Annotated in this window: 24 protein-coding genes and 1 tRNA gene; 18 read left to right on the top strand and 7 right to left on the bottom strand. The window is 52.6% G+C overall.

The features are described 5' to 3' along the window. The first annotated feature begins 8 nt into the window (after window positions 1-8). The 7 genes from G4V39_RS09215 to G4V39_RS09185 are packed head-to-tail and all read left to right on the top strand — an operon-like array spanning window position 9 to window position 4693. A complete protein-coding gene (locus tag G4V39_RS09215) occupies window positions 9-884 on the top strand; it encodes a class I SAM-dependent methyltransferase (RefSeq protein WP_166032654.1) in 876 nt (291 codons plus the stop codon). A gap of 34 nt (window positions 885-918) precedes the next feature. Next, window positions 919-2256, top strand: coding sequence for a signal recognition particle protein (gene ffh / locus G4V39_RS09210; protein WP_166032653.1), 1338 nt, complete (start codon window positions 919-921; stop codon window positions 2254-2256). Window positions 2257-2280: 24 nt separating this feature from the next. Next, on the top strand, window positions 2281-2550 hold the full coding sequence (gene rpsP, locus G4V39_RS09205) for a 30S ribosomal protein S16 (protein ID WP_166032652.1): 270 nt from the start codon (window positions 2281-2283) through the stop codon (window positions 2548-2550). Window positions 2551-2602: 52 nt separating this feature from the next. After that, window positions 2603-2842, top strand: a complete 240-nt coding sequence (locus tag G4V39_RS09200; protein WP_166032651.1) for a KH domain-containing protein — start codon at window positions 2603-2605, stop codon at window positions 2840-2842. A gap of 2 nt (window positions 2843-2844) precedes the next feature. Then, a complete protein-coding gene (gene rimM / locus G4V39_RS09195) occupies window positions 2845-3375 on the top strand; it encodes a ribosome maturation factor RimM (protein WP_166032650.1) in 531 nt (176 codons plus the stop codon). Between the two features lie 9 nt (window positions 3376-3384). Beyond that, window positions 3385-4179 (top strand): tRNA (guanosine(37)-N1)-methyltransferase TrmD, encoded by a 795-nt coding sequence (trmD, locus tag G4V39_RS09190; RefSeq protein ID WP_166032649.1) that lies wholly within the window; start codon window positions 3385-3387, stop codon window positions 4177-4179. Then, window positions 4118-4693, top strand: coding sequence for an RNA methyltransferase (locus G4V39_RS09185; RefSeq protein WP_166032648.1), 576 nt, complete (start codon window positions 4118-4120; stop codon window positions 4691-4693). Before trmD ends, G4V39_RS09185 begins: the two co-directional genes overlap by 62 nt. On the opposite strand, the gene G4V39_RS09180 is transcribed toward G4V39_RS09185, so the two are convergent. Next, the gene (locus tag G4V39_RS09180) at window positions 4656-5369 is read right to left on the bottom strand and encodes a PEP-CTERM sorting domain-containing protein (RefSeq protein ID WP_166032647.1); all 714 of its coding nucleotides are present in this window, start codon (window positions 5367-5369) and stop codon (window positions 4656-4658) included. The two genes, G4V39_RS09185 and G4V39_RS09180, sit on opposite strands and share 38 nt — an antisense overlap. 283 nt (window positions 5370-5652) lie before the next feature. Between G4V39_RS09180 and G4V39_RS09175 the strand changes: the two genes are divergently transcribed. Beyond that, a complete protein-coding gene (locus tag G4V39_RS09175) occupies window positions 5653-6843 on the top strand; it encodes a dicarboxylate/amino acid:cation symporter (protein WP_166032646.1) in 1191 nt (396 codons plus the stop codon). A gap of 7 nt (window positions 6844-6850) precedes the next feature. On the opposite strand, the gene G4V39_RS09170 is transcribed toward G4V39_RS09175, so the two are convergent. Genes G4V39_RS09170 through G4V39_RS09160 form a run of 3 tightly spaced genes read right to left on the bottom strand, consistent with a single transcriptional unit; the run spans window position 6851 to window position 10108 of the window. Next, window positions 6851-7246: a hypothetical protein gene (locus G4V39_RS09170; protein ID WP_166032645.1), complete on the bottom strand. Its 396-nt coding sequence runs from the start codon at window positions 7244-7246 to the stop codon at window positions 6851-6853. A 6-nt stretch (window positions 7247-7252) separates the two neighbouring features. Continuing rightward, window positions 7253-9016, bottom strand: a complete 1764-nt coding sequence (locus G4V39_RS09165; protein ID WP_166032644.1) for a phosphoenolpyruvate carboxykinase — start codon at window positions 9014-9016, stop codon at window positions 7253-7255. 42 nt (window positions 9017-9058) lie between these two features. After that, window positions 9059-10108: a mechanosensitive ion channel family protein gene (locus G4V39_RS09160; protein WP_166032643.1), complete on the bottom strand. Its 1050-nt coding sequence runs from the start codon at window positions 10106-10108 to the stop codon at window positions 9059-9061. A gap of 206 nt (window positions 10109-10314) precedes the next feature. On the opposite strand from G4V39_RS09160, the gene G4V39_RS09155 reads away from it, so the two are divergent. From G4V39_RS09155 to rlmD, 10 genes are all read left to right on the top strand, one after another. Continuing rightward, window positions 10315-10389: transfer RNA gene (locus G4V39_RS09155), tRNA-Val, on the top strand. Between the two features lie 158 nt (window positions 10390-10547). Then, window positions 10548-12479: a threonine--tRNA ligase gene (thrS, locus tag G4V39_RS09150; protein ID WP_166032642.1), complete on the top strand. Its 1932-nt coding sequence runs from the start codon at window positions 10548-10550 to the stop codon at window positions 12477-12479. Window positions 12480-12501: 22 nt separating this feature from the next. After that, window positions 12502-13032, top strand: coding sequence for a translation initiation factor IF-3 (gene infC, locus G4V39_RS09145; protein ID WP_166032641.1), 531 nt, complete (start codon window positions 12502-12504; stop codon window positions 13030-13032). 6 nt (window positions 13033-13038) lie between these two features. Further along, window positions 13039-13245 carry a 50S ribosomal protein L35 gene (gene rpmI / locus G4V39_RS09140; protein ID WP_166032640.1) on the top strand — a complete coding sequence of 69 codons (207 nt, stop codon included), beginning with the start codon at window positions 13039-13041 and terminating at the stop codon, window positions 13243-13245. A 14-nt stretch (window positions 13246-13259) separates the two neighbouring features. Further along, window positions 13260-13619, top strand: coding sequence for a 50S ribosomal protein L20 (gene rplT / locus G4V39_RS09135; RefSeq protein WP_166032639.1), 360 nt, complete (start codon window positions 13260-13262; stop codon window positions 13617-13619). Window positions 13620-13623: 4 nt separating this feature from the next. Next, the gene (gene pheS, locus G4V39_RS09130) at window positions 13624-14634 is read left to right on the top strand and encodes a phenylalanine--tRNA ligase subunit alpha (protein ID WP_166032638.1); all 1011 of its coding nucleotides are present in this window, start codon (window positions 13624-13626) and stop codon (window positions 14632-14634) included. Window positions 14635-14636: 2 nt separating this feature from the next. After that, window positions 14637-17036 carry a phenylalanine--tRNA ligase subunit beta gene (gene pheT / locus G4V39_RS09125; protein ID WP_166032637.1) on the top strand — a complete coding sequence of 800 codons (2400 nt, stop codon included), beginning with the start codon at window positions 14637-14639 and terminating at the stop codon, window positions 17034-17036. Next, window positions 17036-17332: an HU family DNA-binding protein gene (locus G4V39_RS09120; RefSeq protein ID WP_166032636.1), complete on the top strand. Its 297-nt coding sequence runs from the start codon at window positions 17036-17038 to the stop codon at window positions 17330-17332. The genes pheT and G4V39_RS09120 overlap by 1 nt, the downstream gene beginning before the upstream one ends. Continuing rightward, window positions 17332-17652: a MerR family transcriptional regulator gene (locus G4V39_RS09115; protein WP_166032635.1), complete on the top strand. Its 321-nt coding sequence runs from the start codon at window positions 17332-17334 to the stop codon at window positions 17650-17652. The genes G4V39_RS09120 and G4V39_RS09115 overlap by 1 nt, the downstream gene beginning before the upstream one ends. A gap of 11 nt (window positions 17653-17663) precedes the next feature. After that, on the top strand, window positions 17664-18980 hold the full coding sequence (gene rlmD / locus G4V39_RS09110; RefSeq protein ID WP_166032634.1) for a 23S rRNA (uracil(1939)-C(5))-methyltransferase RlmD: 1317 nt from the start codon (window positions 17664-17666) through the stop codon (window positions 18978-18980). Here the strand turns inward: rlmD and G4V39_RS09105 are convergent. Genes G4V39_RS09105 through grpE form a run of 3 tightly spaced genes read right to left on the bottom strand, consistent with a single transcriptional unit; the run spans window position 18963 to window position 21873 of the window. Continuing rightward, on the bottom strand, window positions 18963-19259 hold the full coding sequence (locus G4V39_RS09105) for an HU family DNA-binding protein (RefSeq protein WP_166032633.1): 297 nt from the start codon (window positions 19257-19259) through the stop codon (window positions 18963-18965). The genes rlmD and G4V39_RS09105 overlap by 18 nt on opposite strands. Before the next feature lie 42 nt (window positions 19260-19301). Continuing rightward, on the bottom strand, window positions 19302-21248 hold the full coding sequence (gene dnaK, locus G4V39_RS09100; RefSeq protein ID WP_166032632.1) for a molecular chaperone DnaK: 1947 nt from the start codon (window positions 21246-21248) through the stop codon (window positions 19302-19304). 43 nt (window positions 21249-21291) lie between these two features. Continuing rightward, window positions 21292-21873, bottom strand: a complete 582-nt coding sequence (grpE, locus tag G4V39_RS09095) for a nucleotide exchange factor GrpE (protein ID WP_246169658.1) — start codon at window positions 21871-21873, stop codon at window positions 21292-21294. Window positions 21874-21963: the final 90 nt, after the last annotated feature.

Here is a 21963-nt window from a genome sequence, read left to right as displayed (position 1 = left end):
GAATCCATATGGGATATAAAAGAAATATGTCTGCTCGAAGGTGTTGTCCTCAGGAAAAAGAAAACGTCTTTGTCCCAGAATTCTGGTGGCGGCGTTTCAGACGCTACCAGGGACCGGATCCGTGGCTTAAGGCGGATAAGTGGGATCGACTGGCCGAGGACTATGACGACCTTGAGGCCTGCACCTTCTATCGCCAGATGGTCGAGGAGATAATCGAGACTATGGCTGTCCGCGGGGTCCTGACCTCCCAGACCCGTGTCCTTGAGATCGCCTGCGGCACCGGTCCTTACACCCTGAGAATGGCCCCCCGGGTAGCTGAGGTGGTCGCCGTAGATATCTCTGGCAAGATGCTTGAGCGATTAAAACAAAAGGCCAGAGAAGATGGCCTGGATAATATCCAGGCCATTCAGGCCGACTGGTTCAGCTACCAGCCGCAGGGGCGGTTTACTTTGGTCTTTGCGGCCATGACTCCCGTGCTCAACTTTGTGGAAACAGTAGAGCGGATGCTTAAGCTCTCCGAGCGCTATCTGGTTCTTGTCCACTGGGCCGGGATAAGAGAGAACCTCCTTTACCGAAAGATCCACGAAACCATTTTCGGACGCCCCCCAAAGGCCTTTACCGCCACGGTACTAAACCATTTCAACCTCTTCTATAGCCTGGGGATGGCCCCCGAATGCCGTTTGTTTAAAGGGCTATGGGTAAGAAGGCGGCCTCTGGAGGCCGAGCTGAAACACATGCTTTGGCGCCTTGAAGGCGAAGGGGATCTTGGCCCCCAGGAGCAGGAGCAGGTCCGGAAAATCCTGGAAGAAGTTGCTGTAGAGGGGATAGTCGAAACGACCACGAAGGTAAGGATTGGCTTTGTCTTGGTGGATAAGTCAGCTTGACACCAAGTAACCTATTGAGTAGTTTGCCGCCGTCATGTTTGAAAATCTAACCGAAAGACTCAATCAGGCCTTCAGTCGCCTCAAAGGTCGGGGGAAACTCTCCGAGGCCGACATAGACCGGGCCTTAAGAGAGGTGCGTCTGGCCCTCCTTGAGGCCGATGTTAACTATCGGGTGGTCAAGGATTTTGTTGCCCGGGTCAAGGAAAGGGCTCTGGGCCAGGAGGTCATGGAAAGCCTCACCCCGGCCCAGCAGGTAATAAAAATTGTCCATGAAGAGCTGATTCGGACTTTAGGAGATAAGGCCTCTCCCCTTGACCTCTCGGGCCCTACTCCTCTGGCCATTGTCTTGGTCGGCCTCCAGGGGTCCGGTAAGACTACCACCGCCGCCAAGCTGGCTCGGTTTCTTAAACGTCGAGGTCGCAATCCCTATCTGGTAGCCGCAGATATCTATCGACCGGCCGCCATTGAGCAACTAAAGACCCTAGGGCAAAGTCTGGGGCTTCCGGTCTTTGAACCCCAGCCTGGGCAGAGCCCACCAGAGATTGCAAGGCTGGCCATGGTTCAGGCTAAGGCTACCGGACGGGACATCGCTATTATTGATACCGCCGGGCGTCTCCACATCGATGAAGCCCTAATGGAGGAATTAAAGGCCATAAAGGAGGCCACCTCTCCTAAAGAAATCCTTCTGGTAGCCGATGCCATGACCGGCCAGGACGCTGTCAATATGGCCAAGGCCTTCGATGAAGCCGTGGGAATCACCGGAGTTATTCTCACCAAAATGGAGGGGGATGCCCGGGGTGGAGCGGCTCTTTCCATCCGGGCCGTAACCGGGAAACCCATCAAGTTTCTAGGCACGGGTGAAAAACTTGAGGCCCTGGAAATCTTTGCCCCAGATCGTATTGCCAATCGGATTTTGGGCATGGGAGATATCCTCTCCCTTATTGAAAAGGCCCAGGAGACCTTCGATCAGAAAAAGGCCCTTGAGCTTCAAGAAAAATTGCGCCGGGAGGCCTTCACCCTGGAGGACCTTCGGGACCAAATTCGGCAGATCAAAAAGATGGGGCCTCTAAATCAGCTCCTATCCCTCATTCCCGGAATGAGTAAGATCAAAAACCTTGACAGCCTGGGAGTGGACGGGAAGGAATTCTCCCGGATGGAGGCCATCATCAATTCCATGACCCCGGAAGAGAGGAGGAATCCTCGCATCCTTAACGCCAGCCGTAAAAGACGGATTGCCCGAGGCTCAGGGACTAGTGTCCAAGACGTTAATCGTTTACTTAAGAACTTTGCCCAGATGCAGAAGATGCTAAAGAGGGTAAAAAAGAAGGGACTCCGGGGCCTACCATTTGGCCCGGGGACATTCCCCTTTTAGATATTAAGTCAGGAGGTGAAATTTATGGCCATCAGGATCAGACTCATGCGCATGGGGGCCAAGAAGCGTCCCTTCTATAGGGTTGTAGCCGCCAACTCTGAGGCCCCCCGAGATGGGAAGTTCTTTGAAATTCTCGGTTATTACAACCCCCTTAAGGACCCTTATGAGTTCAAAATCGACCCCCAGAAACTCAAAAAATGGCTTGACCTTGGGGCAGAACCCACGGATACCGTCCGGAGTCTGCTAAAAAAGTCGGGAATTCTCAAAGAGATTAAAGAAACGGCTACCAATTAGACAAAATTGTGCTTATACTTGGCTTCGTGGAGAATGACGACGGAGGTGACCTATGGGAAAGTTGAAAGAGCTCATTGAGCACATCGCTAAAGCCCTGGTGGACAAGCCTGAAGAGGTTCAGGTCAGCGAGATCGAAGGGGAACAGACCTCGGTCATCGAACTCAAAGTGGCCAAGGAAGACCTGGGCAAGGTTATCGGCAAACAGGGGCGAACAGCTCGGGCCATGAGAACCATCCTCAGCGCTGCCTCCACGAAGCTTAAAAAACGGGCCGTACTCGAGATCATCGAGTAACCATGGGCGAGGAGGGGCTTCTTCCCCTCGGTAGAATTGTTCGGGCCCATGGTTTGCGTGGTGAAGTAAAAGTTCTAGCGTACATACTCGACCATGAAGATCTGCTCCGATTGGAGCGTTTCTTTATTCGCCAAAAAGGCACCTTAAAAGAATTTAGGGTCGAAGGGGGGAGGTATGCGCCAGGCAGGCGCGGCCTCCTCTTCAAATTCAAGGGAGTAGATGATCGAGAGGCGGCTGAGGCCCTGATAGGGCTTGATCTTCTAGTCCCAATTGAAGAACTACCCCCTCTTGAAGAGGGGCAATACTATTACTATCAGCTTTTGGGCCTTGAGGTGCTCCTGGAAGATGGCCAAAAACTTGGCCATATCAAGGCCATCTGGCCCATAGGGCCATATGACCTCTACCTGGTTAAGACCCCCGAAGGCAAAGAATATCTGATTCCAGCGGTGGAAGAGGTAATTCTGGCGATTGATCTTCAGCGGAAACAGATCAGGATACGTCCTCTTCCCGGTCTCCTCGAGGCCCAGGAATAGCCAGCCACGATGCATTTTGATATTTTGACTATTTTCCCGGAATATTTCCATTCTCCCCTCAAGGTAGGCCTTCTGGGCAAGGCCATTGAGCAAGGCCTGGTGAAGATAAATCTGATTAATATCAGGGACTATGCCCAAGACAAACACCGCCTGACTGATGACCGGCCCTTTGGCGGCGGCGAAGGAATGGTCATGAAACCCGAGCCTATCTACTACGCCCTTGAGGCTTTGAAGGTCACCCCTCCTTCGCCTTATATTATTCTCCTTGGTCCGAGGGGGCGGGTCTTAAACCATCAGGTGGCCCAGGAACTGGCCCAAAAGGATCGCCTGATTCTTATCTGTGGCCGCTATGAAGGGGTGGATGAACGAATAAAGAAACACTGCGTCCATGAGGAACTTTCCATTGGTGATTATGTCCTTTTTGGGGGGGAGGTTGCGGCCCTGGTAATTATTGAGGTGGTAAGCCGTCTGGTTCCCGGAGTCCTAGGCCATCCAGACTCGGCCCGCAAAGATTCCTTCAGTCACCATCTCCTCAAACATCCGCAATACACCCGCCCCAGAGTCTTTAAGGGCTGGTCAGTACCGGAAGTTCTGCTCTCTGGGGATCACAAGGCCGTGGAGCGTTTCCGCAGACAGGAATCCCTCAAGGAGACCTTAAAGTGGCGACCAGATCTCCTTCAGAAGGCCTCCCTGTCCTCAGAAGATAAGGCCTTTTTGAAGGGCCTGGGCTGGAGAGAGACAGATGCCAAAGACCACGACAAGGATATATCTAGCCCTGATCCATCATCCAGTAATCAATCGTGACGGGCAGACCATTACCTCCTCCATTACCAATCTGGACATCCATGATATCTCCCGGGTGGCCCGAACCTACGGGATCCGGGGGTTCTTTTTGGTCACCCCTCTTAAAGACCAACAGGCCTTAGCCCGGGAGATCATCGATTACTGGACAAAAGGTCGGGGAGGCCGGGGAAATCCTCATCGCCGGGAGGCCCTTCTCCTGTGCCAGATTGCCGGCACCCTCTTTGAAGCCCTTGAGAAAATAAAAGAAAAGGAGGGGATCTCCCCTCTTACCATTGCCACAGGCGCCTCTCCACCGCGAAGAGACCTTTCCTTTGACGCGGCCAAGAGACTTATAGCCCAGGGCAGACCGCTAGTCATCCTCCTCGGCACAGCCTCTGGACTTTCTCCCCTTGTTTTCCAACGGGCCGATTACGTTTTAGAGCCCCTGTGCGGCCCCACAGACTATAACCACCTCTCTGTCCGGGCCGCGGCGGCCATTATTTTAGACCGCCTTTTGGGAAGGCCTTGTTCTTGAGACGCCGGCCACCACCGGCCAAGGCAATAAGGCCTGATCCCAGGAGAACAAGGGTGGCCGGCTCGGGAATAGGGTCAAGGGTGATAAGTTCACTTTCATCACAGCAACAATGCCCCCCACCGCCACAACAATTATTACTACATATTCCCTGAAACTTAAGACCAATACCCTCATCAATAAAAAGGGCCCCAGGATCAGCAGCAAACTTTATTACCAGCTCGGCCGGAGTGGGATAACGTTTCTTTGGAGGATCAGGATAGTCAGGATTTATGAGACCGTATTTGATGCCCCATCTTGTCTGGGCCAGGAAGTCAAAACTCCAGCTGCCTCCCCCCGGGGGGTGACACCCCTGACTGTAGTCATAATTCCAGAGCCAGTAGCCTTTATCCACCAGATCATCCCCTGCGGCCCACAAAGAAACGGAAGAGATGGCAACATCATTTTCGTACTGGAAAAAAATGGCCGTTATCGCCGCCGGACCCGAATCCTCCGGGGTGGTGTTATGGAGCATAATGTGAAGGGTATAATCTGGCTCCAGATAGGCCCTGGCCCAGGCCGAAACTTTATAACCCTCGTCGGTCTCCCCGTGAAACTTAAGATGGTAGCCCCAACCAGAAGATCCCAAAAGGAAGAAGAAAAGAAAGAAAGAGAAAAGACGCAGCCCCCAGGCAATCATTTTACACACCCCCTACCCCAAACTTCAAACCCCACCTGTTCTACCTGCAAGGATAAGGCCAAAGAAAAAGAGAGCTTTTCGTCTGGATAACAGCCGAAAAGAAGGAGACTTTTAGAGATCCCTCAAAAAGGAGAGAGAAAAATTTTTCTCTGGCAAAGAAATTATTTTCTCTTTTCTTGATGCTTCCTTATTGGAGTAAAAGGGGAGAGTATAAAGATCAGGTTTCCATAGAGAAAATACTTTCTTTTGAAAGCTCAAAGAGCATGTGGTATCCCCCTGGGGCATGAGGTTTTTGCGTTCGGTAGAGAATCAGACCCTTTTGGCCATTGTGGTCGGAATCCTCTTGGGGCTTTATCTCCCTCAGCTGGCCACTTCTATCCAACTGGTAGGAGAACTTTTTTTAAGGCTTCTGAAGATGATCATCGCCCCTCTTATCTTTGCTTCGGTCTTTGTCAGCCTATCTGGTCTGGGCTCTCTTAGAAAGGTTAGAGAAATCGGGGGCAAGACTGTAGCTTACTACTTGACCACCACTGCCTTCTCGGTGACTGCCGGGCTGGTGCTGGTTAACATCATTAAGCCGGGAAGAGAAATCCATTTTTTTCAAAAGACAGAGACCGCGGAGATCGGTCACTTTGGCTTAAGAGACCTTTTCTTTAGCCTCATCCCCGCCAACCCTATAAAAAGCCTGGCTGAGGCCGAAGTCCTGCCCATTATCTTTTTTGCCCTCATCCTGGGATTGGCCACCCTAAACCTCAGAGAGGAAAAAAAGAGGCTCCTCTTCGACCTCTTTGAGGCCCTGAATGATGCCCTCATAACCCTTATTAGAGCCATAGTCCGCCTAACCCCTTTCGGGGTGCTGGCCATCGTGGCCAACATCGTGGCCGAAAAGGGGCTTTCGCCTCTGTTTCACCTCTGGGAATATGTCCTCACGGTGGCCGCTGGCCTTCTCATCCACGCGGCCCTCACCTTAGGCTTTTTACTGGCCACCTTGGGCGGCACCAGCCCCCTTAAATACTTTTTGGCCGTAAGGGAGGCCCTTTTGGTGGCCTTTTCTACGGCCTCAAGCTCAGCCACCTTGCCCATCTCCCTGGAGGTGGCCGAGGAAAGGGCCGGTGTTCCTAAAAAGGTCGCCGGCTTTGTCCTTCCCTTAGGGGCGACCATTAACATGGATGGCACGGCCCTTTATGAGGCTGTGGCCGCCTTGTTTATCGCCAATGCCTACCAGATCGAGCTCTCTTTAGGCCAGCAAATGGTTATCTTCCTCACGGCCACTCTAGCCTCTATCGGGGCCGCCGGAATACCCAGCGCCGGGTTGGTAACCATGACCATGGTTCTTCAGGCCGTGGGCCTTCCCCTGGAGGGCATCGGCCTTATCCTGGCCGTGGATCGCTTCCTGGATATGCTCCGGACGGCGGTCAATGTCTGGGGAGACCTTATCGGAGCCCGGATCATCACCCGCCTGACTGAATCTTGAAAATCGATCAACCAGACCAGAGAAGGTCAAAGAGAATGGCCAGGAAGGTAGAGACAAAGATGACAAAGTAGTTCCACTTCTCCTTGGTAATCACCGTACTGTAAACCAGATAGCGAAGGGCCTGGCAGTCTTCAGGAGAAAGACAGCAGCCCTTCTCTAACTTTTCCATAATGGCCCGCTCCTTAACCACCCGCTGACGCCTCAAGCTAATGAGATAGCGATAGAGAAAAAAAAGGGAGTTGCCGCAAACAGCCACGTACCATAAGGGCCTTATCAGGCCAGGATCAAGGTGTTTGGCCACAATAATGAGCCTGTAGGAAAGCGAGGCCGTAATCCCGATCAAAAAGGCAAACCAGGGAACCCAGCGGGGAAAGGGCCGGGGAACAGGATGTCTTTCCGGCATTTCTTTCTAAAGGTTTCTGATAAGGTCAAATATAGCCTGGGCCGCGGCCAAAGGACCATCCTGCTCGTAGCCGTCAATGGCTAACCTGGTTCGCACCTGACCCACCTTGACCTGGCGTTCAAACATGGCCTCGAAGAATTGTCTGGCCAGGATCTCATGAGCCTCCTTGCGTTGAGGGGCCCCGAAGGGATTGGCAAAATAAGAATGAACCAAGCCCTTTTCGTCGGTAGTGCCTTTGGCCATCCGGGCTCCGGAACGAAAAACACCCAGGGCCTCATCTGGAGAAGGGAAGAACTCAATGATAGGCCTCTCCCGATCTACCTGCTCATAGTTGTTGGCATAAAGGAAGATATCCACGGGGTGGCCCATAACCACCTGATGATAATAGGCCACGGGAATAACAATCCGGGCATTGGTCAGATGGGGATTCATAAAGATGCTCCGGTCAATTTCGGCAAAGGCAAACCCTGGAGAAAGATCATCAAGACGGAGAAAGGCCCCCACTTCTGTACCGTAACAGAGGATGTCATCTCTCGACAGGGCCAGAGAGCCCATGTCATCAAAGATAATGATCATCTCACTTAAGTGGTCCTCGGCCAAAACCCGAAAGGCCTCAAGGGTCTCACTCTTGCCAGCCCCAGAGTCTCCGACGATGATCAGATTGGCCGCCGAGCCGTCCTTGAGTTCGATGTGGACACCGGCCCCATGAAGAGGCAGAGAGCCCCTTTTGATCATAATCAGGTTGTGAAGGGTAAGGGTGGTCTTCTTGAGATAGCCAAAATAATCGGCGTCCTCACTGCCAACCACATACCCCACCACAAAGTCATTCTCTTTGTCTTCATAGAAGAAGGATATACCCTCCCTGCCTACCGGAGGGCCGCCAAAGACCAAGACCGCCTCAGGGCGCTGACCGGAGATGGCCTCCCGATCAGCCAGCTCAAAAAGGTTAGAGAGAGAAAAGCCCAGGGAGGCAAAGTCACGGTGGAAAAAAATAAAGATAGTCAGACGACCTACCTTGGCTGGATAACAAAACCATTCCTCAGAGGAGAGTTTAAGCCCCTTTAAGGGGTTTTCTGGAAGTTCAATAAAGGCTCCCCGCCGCTTATTTTGGCGAGGGTAAAAGATGATGGGAGGTTCAAAGAGCACGTAGCGAATAAAGGGAACCTCTTTCAGACCATGGTAGTCTTCGGAGGGAATATCCCAATCAATCCTCTCTGTGAGAACCCCCAGGTTAGTGGCCGCTGGTAGCTGCCGGTAGACCCGGATCGACTCCCCGGTAAGATTGGTAATTACCGTTCGGTAGAGCCGGAGAATAAGCATCTTTAGCTCTTCGTTGATGGTCACAAACTGAGAATGGTAAAGATCCGCCTGCGGGGCCTTGGTCCCACTGGGGGCCGGAAGCACCAAATAGCGTTCAAAGTGACGCCAGTAATCGTAAAGCCCTTCGACAAACTCCCGTAAAAGACAACGTCGTTCAAGGGCCGAGGCAAAAGCCGGACTCAAAGTAACTAGTTCCTCAGCCCGGTTGGTACTGAGCATCCTCAGAAGGGTGAGAATTTTGTCCAAGAGACCATTTTCATCGCCATCTCCACCTAGCGCCAGAGAAAGCTCCTCGTATCTTCTGGGAGTTTTGGATTTAAGTCGTCTTAGATACCGACAGACTATATCCTCAAAGAGGACACTGCGGAGAAGCTTCTCCAGGGTATCGCAGTAGAGCAAGGCCGTATTTATGAGGATCCGGTTCTTGACAATAGCATATGGTCTTTTCATGAGGGCTGAAATTATCTTGGAGAGTTAAAAAGTCAAGCGGCTCTAGCCCTGAGATTCGTTTTTTATCTCCGCCCGAACCTTGGGAAGACAGTGAGGATACTCCTTCTGGATAAAGGAGAGCAACTTTTCCCGCACCTCACACCGCAGATCCCAGGCAGCCGAAGAGTCCGAAGCGCTCATCAGGGCCCTCAGTTCGAGGGTTTTTTCTGTAGTTCCGGTTACCTGAAGCCCCCAAACACGGCCATCCCAGAGGGGAGAGGACCGAAGGATCCGATAGAGGGCCTCCCGCACCGGGGCCACTGGAAGACTATAGTCAGCATAGATATAAACAGTGGCCAGTAGTTCGGCCGAGACCCGGGTCCAATTCTCAAAAGGACGTTCCAAGAAATAGTTGATCGGAACAATCAGCCTTCGCTCATCCCAGATTCGCACTACCACATAGGTGAGGGTGATCTCTTCGATACGCCCCCACTCCCCATCGACGATGACTACATCGTCAATGCGGATAGGTTGGGTAACAGCCAGTTGAAAGCCGGCAATCAGCCCAGCCAAAGTCTTCTGGGCGGCCATACCGAGAATGAGTCCCAACAGCCCCGCCGAGGCCAAAAGGCTTATCCCTATTTGTCTTATTTTGGGGAAGGTAAGAAGGGCCAGAGAAAGTCCCAAAAAGATGGAGAGAACAATGATGATCCGTTTTAAGACCCTTACCTGGGTATAGATTTTACGAGCCAGAAGATTGTCCTTCACCCCAAGGGGGTAACGGATAAGGACCAGTTCCTCAAGCAGTCGGGCCCCTTCGATAAAAATCCAGACCACCGAGACAATAAACAAGAGAGTGGCTCCATGGTGAAAAGGGGCTTTGAGCCCCTCAGGAAGGGGAAAAGACAGCTGGAGAACCAGAGAAATAAAGAGCAATCTGGCCGGAGAACGAATATGCCGGATAATCAGATCATCTAAGAGATTAGAGGTCTGCAAAGCAAGGCGCTGAAGAGAGAAGAACAAAATATGGTGAAACAAAAGGGTCAGGATAAGGGCTAAGATCAAAAGTCCCCACCCCACCCCTCCGGCCTCAAGTAGCCCCTTCAGTTCCATCTCCGCCCCCTATTTTTAGGCAGTAGATATGTCCGGTTGTCTCCCCCTATCAATGGCAAAATAAAAATTCAACTCCATATAACGAGAGAGCCGGCCCAGGCATGTAAACTGGCTCCTTTGAGTGCTTCCGATAGCCTCTTAGACCCAAGCCACCTCCTTGACACCCTTTAAGGGCTTTGATATTTTGCTTTCACTCATAACGGGGAAGGCGCGTAGCTCAGCGGGAGAGCGCTGCCTTGACGCGGCAGAGGTCGGCGGTTCGAAACCGCCCGCGCCTACCAACATAGGCAAGAAAAGACCTTGTGGAGAGACTCCACAAGGTCTTTTGGTTTTGGGCCTTGAGTAACAAGGTCCTTCCTGATAAAAGAGGCCCGGGAATCGGTCTCTTCACCCCTTCCATGATGACCGAATCCCCCTGGTTAAATCTTAAGGGGTGACTATGACCTCTGAAAAATTAATTGAAATTTCCTTACCCACCGGAGAGAAGGTGGCTGTGGAGTCAGGAATCACTGTAGCGGAGGCCCTAAAGAGGCTGACAGGGGGAGACCACACTCCGGTGGCTGCCCGTCTTGACGGACGACTGGTAGATTTATCCTGCCGCATAACGGAGTCGGCGGTCATCGAGCCCATATTCCCCGAAGATCCCCTGGCCACGGAGATTTTGAGACACTCCTGTGCCCACGTGATGGCCCAGGCGGTTAAAGAACTCTTTCCAGAGGCCAAGGTGGCTATCGGTCCGGCCACCGAGCAGGGATTCTACTACGATTTTGACTATCACCGGGCCTTCACTCCCGAAGACCTTAAGGCCATCGAGGCCCGGATGAAAAAGATCATCAAACAGCGTCTGCCCTTTATAAGGGAAGAGCTCCCCCGTGAAGAGGCCATAGACCTTTTCCAGTCTTTGGGGGAGGACTACAAGATAGAAATCCTGAAAGAAATCCCGGAGGAAAGGGTATCTATATACCGGCAGGGCAATTTTGTTGACCTTTGTCGGGGCCCCCACCTCCCCCATACCGGCTGGATTAAGGCCTTCAAACTTCTCTCCTGTGCTGGGGCCTACTGGCGAGGCGATGAACGTAACAAGATGCTCTGGCGCATCTACGGTACGGCCTTCTTCTCCAAAGAGGATCTAAAGAAATTTCTTGATTGGCTGGAAGAAGCCAAACGGCGGGATCATCGTCGCCTGGGCAAGGATCTTGATCTCTTCTCTATTCAAGAAGAGGTTGGCCCGGGGCTCATTCTCTGGCATCCAAAGGGGGCCATGATCCGTAAGGTCATTGAAGATTACTGGCGTGAGGAACACCTTCGTCACGGCTACTCTTTCCTCATCACTCCTCATATTGCCCGCCGGGATCTATGGCGTATTTCCGGCCACCTGGATTTTTATGCTGAGAACATGTTTGCCCCCATGAAAATCGACGAAGTCGAATATCAACTCAAACCTATGAATTGTCCTTTCCATATTCTCATCTACAAAAGCCGACGACGTAGCTACCGGGAGCTTCCTCTTCGCTGGTGTGAGCTGGGAACAGTCTATCGCTATGAAAGAAGCGGTGTGCTTCACGGCCTTATGCGAGTAAGGGGTTTTACCCAGGATGACGCCCACATCTTCTGTCGGCCCGACCAACTGGAAAGAGAGATCTTTGCCCTTCTTGACTTAACTGTTCATATGCTCTCTGTCTTTGGTTTTGACCGCTACGATATCTATCTATCAACCAGACCAGAAAAGTACGTAGGCACCGAAGAGAACTGGGAACGGGCCACAGCGGCTTTAAAGGGAGCTCTTGAGGCCAAGGGGTTAGCTTACGAAATAGATCCCGGAGAAGGGGTCTTCTATGGCCCCAAAATAGATATCAAGATCAAAGACGTGCTTGATCGTTCCTGGCAGTGCTCAACTATCCAGGTGGACTTCAATCTTCCTGAAAGATTTGATGTTTCCTACATGGGAGAAGATGGCCGATTACACCGACCCATCATGATCCATCGGGCCCTCCTGGGGTCGCTGGAGCGCTTTTTGGGGGTTCTTCTGGAACACTATGCCGGGGCCTTTCCCCTTTGGTTGGCCCCGATTCAGGTGGTGGTCATAACTGTGGCCGACAGGCATATTCCCTATGCTGAATCGGTTTGGCTTAAACTTAATGCCGCCGGTCTCCGAGTAGAAAAGGACTTCCGCAACGAGACTTTGCGGTATAAAATCCGCGAGGCCCAAATGCAAAAGATTCCTTACATGGTAATCATTGGTGATAAAGAGGTCGAAGAAGCCTCTGTAAGCTTGAGAACCAGAGGCGGTAAGCAGACTCCGGCCCTGAGTTTGGAGGGCCTCATTGAACGGCTTCAAGAAGAAGTAGCCGCTAAGAGAGCGGCCGCTTAAACAGAAAAAAAAGGAAGGGGCGGTGGCAGTAGAGACCAAACGTTATCGAATTAATCAGCAAATACGGGCCCGAGAGGTCCGGCTTATCGGCGCCGATGGCAAACAAATAGGGATTGTTCCTTTATCTGAAGCCTTGGAGATAGCCCGGGAACAAGACCTTGATCTGGTAGAGATAGCCCCCCAGGCTCAGCCGCCGGTTTGCCGGATTATGGATTATGGTAAGTTCCTTTACCAACAGAACAAAAAGGCCCAAGAGGCCAAAAAGAAGCAGACAACCGTTCAGGTCAAGGAGATTAAAGTTCGTCCCAAAACAGATGAACACGACTTGGCTGTCAAGATCAAACACATCCGGCGCTTCCTGGAAGAAAAGAACAAAGTCAAGGTGAGACTTTGGTTTCGGGGCCGGGAGATCGTCCATATTGATCGGGGACGGGATGTTCTTAATCGGATTGTGGAGGCGGTCTCGGATATCGGTCGGGTAGAACAGGCCCCGAAGATGGAAGGCCGCCAGATGATTATGATCCTTGGGCCGACAAAAGAGCAGAAGGGGTGATTTTCCATGGCCAAGAATAAGATCAAGACCAAACGAGCCGCAGCCAAACGATTTAAGGTCTCTGGGACAGGCAAGATTATTCACTTCCGGGCCGGCAAGAGTCATCTCTTGCGCAAGAAAAACCGCAAACGCAAGAGGCGTTTGTTAAGGGATGCCGTGGTAGACAAAAGCCACGAGCGTTCCATCCAGGTACTTATTCCCTATAAATTTTAGCGAGGTGATCACATATGCCGCGGACCAAAGGTGGTTATAAGACTAGAAGAAGACACAAGAAAATCCTCAAGCTGGCTAAGGGATATTGGGGCAACCGGAGCCGTAATTTCCGCCGGGCCAAGGAGACTGTGGAAAGAGCCATGGCCTATGCTTATCGGGATCGCCGGCAACGTAAAAGGGACTTCCGGCGTCTCTGGCAGGTACGCATTGGAGCTGCCACCCGATTAAATGGCCTCTCCTATAGCAAGTTTATGGGAGGGCTTAGAAAGGCTGGGGTAGAGATAGACCGCAAGATGTTGGCCAACCTAGCCGTAACAGATCCAGAGGCCTTCAGCCGTCTGGTCAACCTCGCCTCGGCCAATCTTCAGCAATAGAGTCATGGAGGAAGAGAGGTTAAAGAGCCTAAGGGCTGAGGCCCTGGCCGAACTGGCAAAGGCCCAGACCTCCCAAGAGGTAGAGGCCGTAAGGATCAAATATTTAGGAAGAAAGGGCCTCCTTACCGGAATCCTTAAAGGGGTTAAAGAACTCCCGGCAGAGTTGCGGCCAATCGTGGGGCGATTGGCCAACGAGATAAAAAGAGAGCTTGAGAGCCGCATAAAAGATAGACTCTCGGATCTCAAAGAGAAGGAGGCCAGCATCGGCCCAGGGCTGGATATCACCCTGCCCGGGCGTCCCTGGCCCATTGGCCACCTCCATCCCATCACCCAGGTAATGGAAGAAATATGTGAGGTCTTCGTCCGCCTGGGGTTTTCCATTGAAAGGGGCCCGGAGGTTGAACTCGATTATTATAACTTTGAGGCCTTAAATATCCCCAAGGATCATCCGGCCAGGGATATGCAGGCCACATTTTATATCTCTGAGTCTGTTCTCTTGCGAACTCATACCTCTCCCATCCAGATTCGGGCCATGGAAAGACGCCGGCCGCCCCTGAGAATCATCGCTCCGGGTAAGGTCTATCGTTGCGATTCCGATGTTACCCACACCCCCATGTTCCACCAGGTAGAGGGGCTTATGGTGGACCGGGAGGTCTCTTTTGCTGATCTTAAGGGGGTTCTGACCTATTTCGTCCACCAGATTTTTGGCCCCCAGACAGGGGTCCGTTTCCGGCCGAGCTTTTTCCCCTTCACTGAACCCTCGGCAGAGATCGACATCCAGTGTGTTATGTGTGGGGGAAAGGGTTGCCGGGTTTGCGGGCATACAGGTTGGCTGGAGGTCTTGGGAGCGGGGATGGTCCACCCCAATGTCTTTGCCAGTGTAGGCTACGATAGCGAAGAGTGGACGGGGTTTGCCTTTGGTCTGGGAGTGGAGAGAATCGCCATGCTCAAATACGGTATCGACGATATCCGGCTCTTTTTTGAAAATAACTGGCGTTTTCTGGAGCAGTTTTGACCATGCGTGTTCCCTATTCCTGGCTTAAGGAATTTGTTCCCCATCTTTCGGCCTCACCCGAGGAGGTGGCCGAGGCCCTGACCATGGCAGGCCTGGAGGTAGAGGGCCTGGAAGACGCCTATGATTATTTAGACAGGGTAGTGGTGGGGGAGGTTTTTGAAGTCCTGCCTCATCCTCGTCAGGAACATCTTTCCCTCTGTCTCGTTCGCGCCGGTGAGAAGACTTACAGGGTAGTGTGTGGCGCTCCCAATGTGGCCCCTGGCATAAAGGCCCCTTTAGCCCTGCCGGGAGCGGTTCTCTTTGAGGGTCAAGAGATCATCCCGACCACCATTAAGGGAGAGCTGTCTGAGGCTGTTCTTTGTTCAGCCGCCGAGCTGGGCCTCGATGGAGATGAAAACGGATTAATGATTCTCCCCTCCTCTCTGGCCACCGGCCTAGATCTGAGAGAGGCCCTCTCTCTGAAGGACCCTGTCTTGGAGCTTGGCATCACCCCCAATCGAGGAGACTGTCTTTCTATACTCGGCGTGGCCAGGGAGGTGGCCGCCATCTTTGATCTGGACCTGACCATTCCCCCCCGGCCCGCCCCTCCCCAAGGAGATGAGGTTACCCAGCTAGCTCAAGTCAATATAGAGGAACCTGATCTCTGTTACCGCTACGCGGCCCGAGTGGTTAGGGGAGTCAAGATCGCCCCTTCTCCCCTTTGGCTTAAAAGAAGGCTTAAGGCCGTGGGGATTCGTCCCATTAATAACATCGTCGATATTACCAACTACATTCTTTTTGAGGTTGGCCAACCTCTTCATGCCTTTGATCTCCAGCGGCTCTCTGAAGGCCGAATTATTGTCCGACGAGCCCGACCAGGAGAGGCCATCATCACCCTAGATGGGGTAGAAAGAAGGCTTGATGAGGAGACCTTGGTTATCGCTGATCCCAAAGGGCCAGTGGCCATTGCCGGGGTTATGGGAGGAGCCGAGACAGAAATTACAGAAGAGACCCAAGAAGTTCTCATTGAAAGTGCCTGTTTCAATCCTCTTAGTATCAGGCGGACCAGTCAGAAGCTTCGGCTAAGCAGTGAATCTTCGTATCGTTTTGAGCGAGGGACGGATCCTGAGACCGTAATCCTTGGTCTCGAAAGGGCGGCCTCCTTGATGGGAGAGCTGGCAGGAGGTCAGATCGTTGCTGGCCTAATCGACGTCTATCCTCGCCCGGCAAAGGAAAGGAAGGTTCTCCTCAGGGCTTCTCGCCTAAAACGCCTCCTGGGGGAGGATATCCCCATTAAGCTAGCGGCTAACTTACTTGAACGTCTCAGAATTAAGACGCACCTTGAGGAAGAAGGGCTCAGGGCCCATATTCCCAGCTTCCGTCATGACCTCTCCATAGAGGCGGATCTTATAGAAGAGGTGGCCCGGCTCTATGGTTACGGCCTTATAGCCACCGGTTTCCCTACAGCTAGACTGGAGGCCGAAGCCGAGGGTGACGAGCGACGTCTCCAGCGCCGGCTGCGCTCCACCTTGGTGGGGATGGGGCTTTCAGAAATCATCTCCTATAGCTTTATCAGTGAGCGTTGGCTTGATCTTCTCCGGCTGGCTCCAGATGATCCAAGACGCAAAGTGGTCAAGATCCTCAACCCTCTTTCAGAAGATCAAGCCATCATGCGCCCCAGCCTTGTTCCTTGTCTTTTGGAGGTAGCCCGAAGGAATATCTTCCGGGGGAACCCCCACCTTAAGCTTTTTGAAATAGGCAAGATCTTCATTGACGAAGGCCAGGAGCTCCCCCACGAAGAGACCATGGTAGCTGGTCTTCTCACCGGTTATATCCGGCCGGAATCCTGTCATGAACCCCCTCGAGAGGGCGATTTTTTTGATCTTAAGGGATTGGTGGAAGGCATTCTTTCGGCCCTAAAGGTGAAGGCCAAACTCATGCCTCAAAGTAGCCAACCATATCTCCGCCCCGGGGTTTCCATGGAGGTTGTTTCTAATCAAAAGGTCATAGGATATTTGGGAGAAGTGGCCCCATATCTTCGGGAGGCCCTTGATCTGGATTCCCCTCTTTATATCTTTGAGCTCTCCTTTGATGAACTGGTGAGTCTTTACCGACCAGTCGTCCGTTTTCGGCCTCTGCCTCGGTATCCAGCCACTACTCGAGATCTAGCCATCGTTGTCTCCCAGACTATTCCGGCTGCTGACATCTTGATGGCCATTAAGGCCCTTGATGTTCCCTATCTGGAGGAGGTTTTTATCTTTGATGTCTATCAGGGGAAGAATATTCCCCAGGGTTATCGTTCTCTGGGGCTCAGATTTATCTACCGAGCCCCGGACCGAACCCTAACCGACGAAGAGGTAAATGAGATCCAAAAAGACCTCACCGAGAAAATTCTAGCCCAGTTCAAGGCCCGGATACGATGATGAAAAAAAACAAGACAGTCACTAAAAAGGAACTGGCCCAGCATTTACACGACAATCTCGGTTTTTCAGTCCGGAGCATGTCCAGGGTGGTGGATGAGGTCTTTGAACTGATAAAAGAGGCCCTAATTATCGGGGAGCCGGTAAAGATCGTTCGTTTTGGCACCTTTGAGCCCTACGAAAGACGGGGAAGACGGGGAGTCTCTCCCCGAAGCGGCGAGGCCATCGAAATCCCCGACCAGAAGACCGTTGTTTTTCGTCCTAGCCCCACCCTGCGCAAGAATCTCAATGCCCGCTGATGGCCAAAGAGGCCGCGATTCCCAAGAAGGCCTATTTCCGGATTGGTGAAGTGGCTGAGATTTGCGGGCTCGAGCCTCATGTCCTTCGTTACTGGGAAAGGGAATTCCCTCAAATCCGCCCTAAACGGGTGGCCGGCCAGCGACTTTATCGGCGCAAAGACGTCGAGACTATTCTTCAGATAAAAAAACTCCTCTATGATGAGGGCTTCACCATTGCCGGAGCCCGAAAAAGGCTGGCTGAGAAGCCCACCCATCAGAGTCTGCTCCAGGAGATCAAAAGGGAGCTCTTAGAGCTCAAAGAACTCCTTGAGAGGGACTAACTTTGTTTGGAGTGCGGCAAAAATTCGAAAAAATAAAGATCGAAAAACTTGTCTATGGAGGTGACGGCCTAGGTCATCTGGCCGATGGCCGGGTAGTCTTCGTCCCTGACACCCTGCCAGAAGAAGAGATAGAAATCCGGATAAAACGCCTGGAAGGGGACTATGCTCTGGGAGAAGTCAAGGAGATCCTCCGCTCTTCCGACTGGCGCATCTCCCCGGCCTGTGAATACCTCCCTCATTGTGGGGGATGTCAGTGGCAACATATCTCCTATGAAGGCCAGTTACGCCTCAAGGAAGAGATCCTCAAGGAGACGCTAGCACGGATAGCCGGCCTTTCGCCGAATCTGGTAAGGAAAATCGTTCCCTCCCCAGAGACTTTCTCCTACCGCCACAAGCTTCAGTTCCATGTTCAGGCCGAAACTGGGGCCTTGGGTTTCCTTAAACGCCGCTCCCACAGGCTGGTCCCGATAAAAAGATGCCTGCTGGCCCGGGAGGAAATTAACGATGTCCTCAAGACCCTCTCCCTGTCCCGGGCCTGGATGCGACTGGCTCAAGTAGCCAAACGGGTGGATTTAGCCGTCAGCCCGCTGGAAGGCCGGGTAGTTTTCCTGGTCTGGCTGAAATTAAGACCAAACCTAGAAACCATAAAGGAATTTTTGGCAGAAGTCCCCAAGATCAAGGCCTTTTTTTACTGGTTAAGAGGGCCGACCCCGGAAGGCCCTTTTCCCTCTGAGGCCAGCTGGCAGGGCCGAAGGGTCTTCCCCATTCCCAAAGATTTATTGGGACTTGAGCGAGATCAAGTCTTCGTGGCCGCTCCCAAGGTCTTCACCCAGGCCAACTGGTCAGTTAATCTCCGCCTCATAGACTATGTCCTTTCCTTGGCTCAAGGGGAAAGCGCCCTTGATCTCCACTGCGGTATGGGAAACTTCATCATTCCCTTAGCCACCCAGGTAAAAAGGGCCCTGGGGGTAGATCTTGACAATCGAGCCATTGATGATGCCCTGGAAAATCGGCGCTTGTGGGGGCTTGACAACCTGCAGTTTGAGAGGCTTTCGGCGGCCGAGTGCCTCTGGAAGCTAACCAAAGAGGCTGAAAGGTTTGATACCGTGCTTCTTGACCCCCCAAGGTCAGGGTGTAAAGAGGTAATCCGATTCTTGCCAGAAGTGGCCCCGGAGAAGATCATCTACATCTCCTGTGATCCTCCCACTCTGGCTCGAGATCTGCGTCTTCTTCAGGAGGTCGGTTATCAGGTGTCCCATGTCAAACCCTTTGACATGTTCCCCCAGACCTTTCACTTAGAGACAGTCACCCTACTCCGGAGGGCCTAGATCCAGACGCTTGAGCCCCTCTTTAATCTCCCTGCCACAGCGAAAAAGAGCTACCTTCTTGGGGGCCACGGAGATGCTCTCCCCGGTTCGAGGATTTCTCCCCCGGTAGGCCCGCCGATTCCTGACTCTCAGGGAACCAAAACCCCTTATCTCCAGACCTTCTCCTCTCTCCAGGGCAGCGGCAATAGCCTCCAGAATAGTCTCCACCGCTTCCCGGACCTGTCTCCGGGAAAGGCCTGTCCTCTCAGCCAATTCTCTGACCAGGTCTGATTTGTTCATAAAAAACAAAAGGCAGGGCCCAAAGCCCTGCCTCTGAAAAGATTATTTCATTTCTTCAAAGTCAGCGTCAATGACCTCATCACCTCCAGACTGGCCACCAGATTGACCTCCGGCAGCCGACTCTCCGGCCTGAGGGCCTCCAGCCTGAGCACCTCCACCGGCTTGAGCTGTCTTCTGGTAGATCATTTCCGCCAAGCGATGACTGCTTCTGGTCAGGGCCTCAGAGGCCTGACGGATAGCTGCCGGATCATTACCCTCCATGGCCTGACGGAGCTCCTTGATTTTCTCTTCGATCTCCTGGCGCAGGGCGGGATCAACCTTGTCGCCCAACTCCTGAAGAGATTTTTCTGTGGAGTAGATAAGGGTGTCGGCCTGGTTACGGGCCTCGATAAGTTCGCGCTTGCGACGATCCTCCTCGGCATGGGCCTCGGCCTCTTTGACCATTCGCTCGATCTCCTCCTCCGTAAGCCCTGAGGAGGGCCTAATGACAATAGACTGCTCCTTGCCTGTGGCTAGATCCTTGGCTGTCACGTGGAGGATACCATCAGCATCGATGTCAAAGGTAACCTCGATCTGAGGCACCCCCCGAGGAGCCGGAGGGATACCCACCAGATCAAAGCGGCCAATACTCTTATTATCAGCGGCCATAGGCCGCTCTCCTTGAAGAACGTGCACTGTCACTGAGGTCTGGTTGTCGGCCGCAGTGGTGAAAATCTGACTCTTGCGGGTGGGAATAGTTGTGCCCCGAGGGATTATCACCGTAAAGACTCCACCCAGAGTCTCAATACCCAGAGAAAGCGGGGTCACGTCAAGAAGGAGAACATCTTTGACCTCTCCCTTTAGGACCCCGGCCTGAATAGCCGCCCCCATGGCCACCACCTCATCGGGATTGACCCCCTTGGCTGGCTCGCGACCAAAGATTTCCTTGACCTTTTGCTGCACCCGGGGCATCCGGGTCATACCACCTACCAGAATCACCTCATCGATATCCTGGGGGGTAAGACCAGCATCGCTTAAGGCCTGGCGGCAAGGGGGCTCAAGTTTGGCAATAAGATCCTCTACCAGGCTCTCCAGTTTGGCCCGGGTAATCTTCATCACCAGGTGTTTGGGACCACTGGTGTCGGCAGTAATAAAGGGCAGATTAATTTCGGTCTCCATCGCCGTGGAAAGTTCGATCTTGGCCTTTTCAGCAGCCTCCTTCAGACGCTGAAGGGCCATCCGATCCTGTCGGAGGTCTATACCGTGCTCCTTTTGGAACTCCTGGGCGATGTAGTCCACCAGACGCATGTCAAAGTCTTCTCCACCCAAGAAGGTGTCTCCAGAGGTTGATTTAACCTCAAAGACCCCTTCCCCAATCTCCAGGATGGAGATATCAAAGGTACCGCCTCCGAGATCAAACACCGCAATCCGTCCCTCTTTCTTTTTGTCCAGTCCGTAAGCCAGACAGGCCGCTGTGGGTTCGTTGATGATCCGCAGGACATTAATGCCGGCGATACGACCGGCATCTTTGGTGGCCTGCCGCTGGGAGTCATCAAAATAGGCCGGCACCGTGATAACGGCCTCTTTAACCTCCTGGCCGATATAGTCTTCGGCGGTCTGCTTCATTTTGCGGAGGATCATGGCCGAGATCTCAGGAGGACTGTAGCGCTTACCGCGGACCTCCACGTGGGCATCGCCATTAGGGGCCTCAACGATCTTGTAAGGGACCCTCTTCATCCATTCCTGGACCATGGGGTCGTTGAACTTCCGCCCCATGAGGCGTTTGATCCCAAAAATGGTATTCTCCGGGTTGGTAATGGCCTGACGTTTGGCCAAAAGCCCTACCAGAATCTCACCGCTCTCAGTAAAGGCCACCACCGAGGGAGTTGTCCTCTGGCCCTCCTGGTTGACAATTACCTTGGGCTCTCCCCCCTCCATCATGGCCACACAGGAGTTCGTGGTTCCCAGATCTATACCTATTGCCTTATGAAGATCTTTCTTCTCAGTCATCTTTATCTCCTCCTAAACTCAGCAAAATTCTTCACCCCCAGATTTAATCTTTCTGGGAGGGTTGATCTTCTTTTGGTTTCTTGGCTACCACTACCAGAGCGGGCCTTAAGACCCTCTCATGCAAACGATAACCCTTCTGCAGGCCCTTGACCACCGCCCCTTCTTCGTGCTCATGGGTTTCTTCCACCATTAAGGCCTCGTGGATCTCCGGATTGAAGGTCTCACCCACCACGGCCTCAAACTGGGTAAGACCAAACTTCTCTAAGGTCTTAAGAAATCCCTTTAAGGTAAGCTCAATCCCCTGGATAAGACTTTCCACATCGGCCTGTCTTTGAGCATGCTCCAGGGCCCGCTCAAGATTATCCACAAAAGGCAAAAGCTCCCTGACAAACCCCTCCAGGGCATACTTGGCATACTCCTCCTTCTCGCGGCGAACCTGTTTTTTAAAGTTTTCCAGCTCAGCGGCCAGGCGGAGCATTTGATCATAGTATCTTTTGGCCTCCAGCTGGGCCGCTTTGAGCTGTTCCTCTAAGCTCTGTTCCCCGGCCTCAGGATGGGCTTCAGTCTGCCCCTGTAGAGATTCCTTTTCTTTTTCTTGATGGTTTTCTTTTTTAACCTCGCTCATAGCTGGTGGTCCTTTCCTAAAAAGATGATATACCTTACCCATTTTTAAACGCTATCTTCTGCCCTTGGGCCTCCAAAAGCTCTTTTTTTG

It is taken from the genome of Thermosulfuriphilus ammonigenes, assembly GCF_011207455.1.
In the GTDB taxonomy this organism is placed as follows: domain Bacteria; phylum Desulfobacterota; class Thermodesulfobacteria; order Thermodesulfobacteriales; family ST65; genus Thermosulfuriphilus; species Thermosulfuriphilus ammonigenes.
This window is presented reverse-complemented; position numbering and strand designations above follow the sequence as displayed.

Coding starts and splice junctions, on each gene's coding strand:
- G4V39_RS09215 (WP_166032654.1), top strand. CDS start 9: ATGGGATATAAAAGAAATATGTCTGCTCGAAGGTGTTGTCCTCAGGAA.
- ffh (WP_166032653.1), top strand. CDS start 919: ATGTTTGAAAATCTAACCGAAAGACTCAATCAGGCCTTCAGTCGCCTC.
- rpsP (WP_166032652.1), top strand. CDS start 2,281: ATGGCCATCAGGATCAGACTCATGCGCATGGGGGCCAAGAAGCGTCCC.
- G4V39_RS09200 (WP_166032651.1), top strand. CDS start 2,603: ATGGGAAAGTTGAAAGAGCTCATTGAGCACATCGCTAAAGCCCTGGTG.
- rimM (WP_166032650.1), top strand. CDS start 2,845: ATGGGCGAGGAGGGGCTTCTTCCCCTCGGTAGAATTGTTCGGGCCCAT.
- trmD (WP_166032649.1), top strand. CDS start 3,385: ATGCATTTTGATATTTTGACTATTTTCCCGGAATATTTCCATTCTCCC.
- G4V39_RS09185 (WP_166032648.1), top strand. CDS start 4,118: ATGCCAAAGACCACGACAAGGATATATCTAGCCCTGATCCATCATCCA.
- G4V39_RS09180 (WP_166032647.1), bottom strand. CDS start 5,369: ATGATTGCCTGGGGGCTGCGTCTTTTCTCTTTCTTTCTTTTCTTCTTC.
- G4V39_RS09175 (WP_166032646.1), top strand. CDS start 5,653: ATGAGGTTTTTGCGTTCGGTAGAGAATCAGACCCTTTTGGCCATTGTG.
- G4V39_RS09170 (WP_166032645.1), bottom strand. CDS start 7,246: ATGCCGGAAAGACATCCTGTTCCCCGGCCCTTTCCCCGCTGGGTTCCC.
- G4V39_RS09165 (WP_166032644.1), bottom strand. CDS start 9,016: ATGAAAAGACCATATGCTATTGTCAAGAACCGGATCCTCATAAATACG.
- G4V39_RS09160 (WP_166032643.1), bottom strand. CDS start 10,108: ATGGAACTGAAGGGGCTACTTGAGGCCGGAGGGGTGGGGTGGGGACTT.
- thrS (WP_166032642.1), top strand. CDS start 10,548: ATGACCTCTGAAAAATTAATTGAAATTTCCTTACCCACCGGAGAGAAG.
- rpmI (WP_166032640.1), top strand. CDS start 13,039: ATGGCCAAGAATAAGATCAAGACCAAACGAGCCGCAGCCAAACGATTT.
- rplT (WP_166032639.1), top strand. CDS start 13,260: ATGCCGCGGACCAAAGGTGGTTATAAGACTAGAAGAAGACACAAGAAA.
- pheS (WP_166032638.1), top strand. CDS start 13,624: ATGGAGGAAGAGAGGTTAAAGAGCCTAAGGGCTGAGGCCCTGGCCGAA.
- pheT (WP_166032637.1), top strand. CDS start 14,637: ATGCGTGTTCCCTATTCCTGGCTTAAGGAATTTGTTCCCCATCTTTCG.
- G4V39_RS09120 (WP_166032636.1), top strand. CDS start 17,036: ATGAAAAAAAACAAGACAGTCACTAAAAAGGAACTGGCCCAGCATTTA.
- G4V39_RS09115 (WP_166032635.1), top strand. CDS start 17,332: ATGGCCAAAGAGGCCGCGATTCCCAAGAAGGCCTATTTCCGGATTGGT.
- G4V39_RS09105 (WP_166032633.1), bottom strand. CDS start 19,259: ATGAACAAATCAGACCTGGTCAGAGAATTGGCTGAGAGGACAGGCCTT.
- dnaK (WP_166032632.1), bottom strand. CDS start 21,248: ATGACTGAGAAGAAAGATCTTCATAAGGCAATAGGTATAGATCTGGGA.
- grpE (WP_246169658.1), bottom strand. CDS start 21,873: ATGAGCGAGGTTAAAAAAGAAAACCATCAAGAAAAAGAAAAGGAATCT.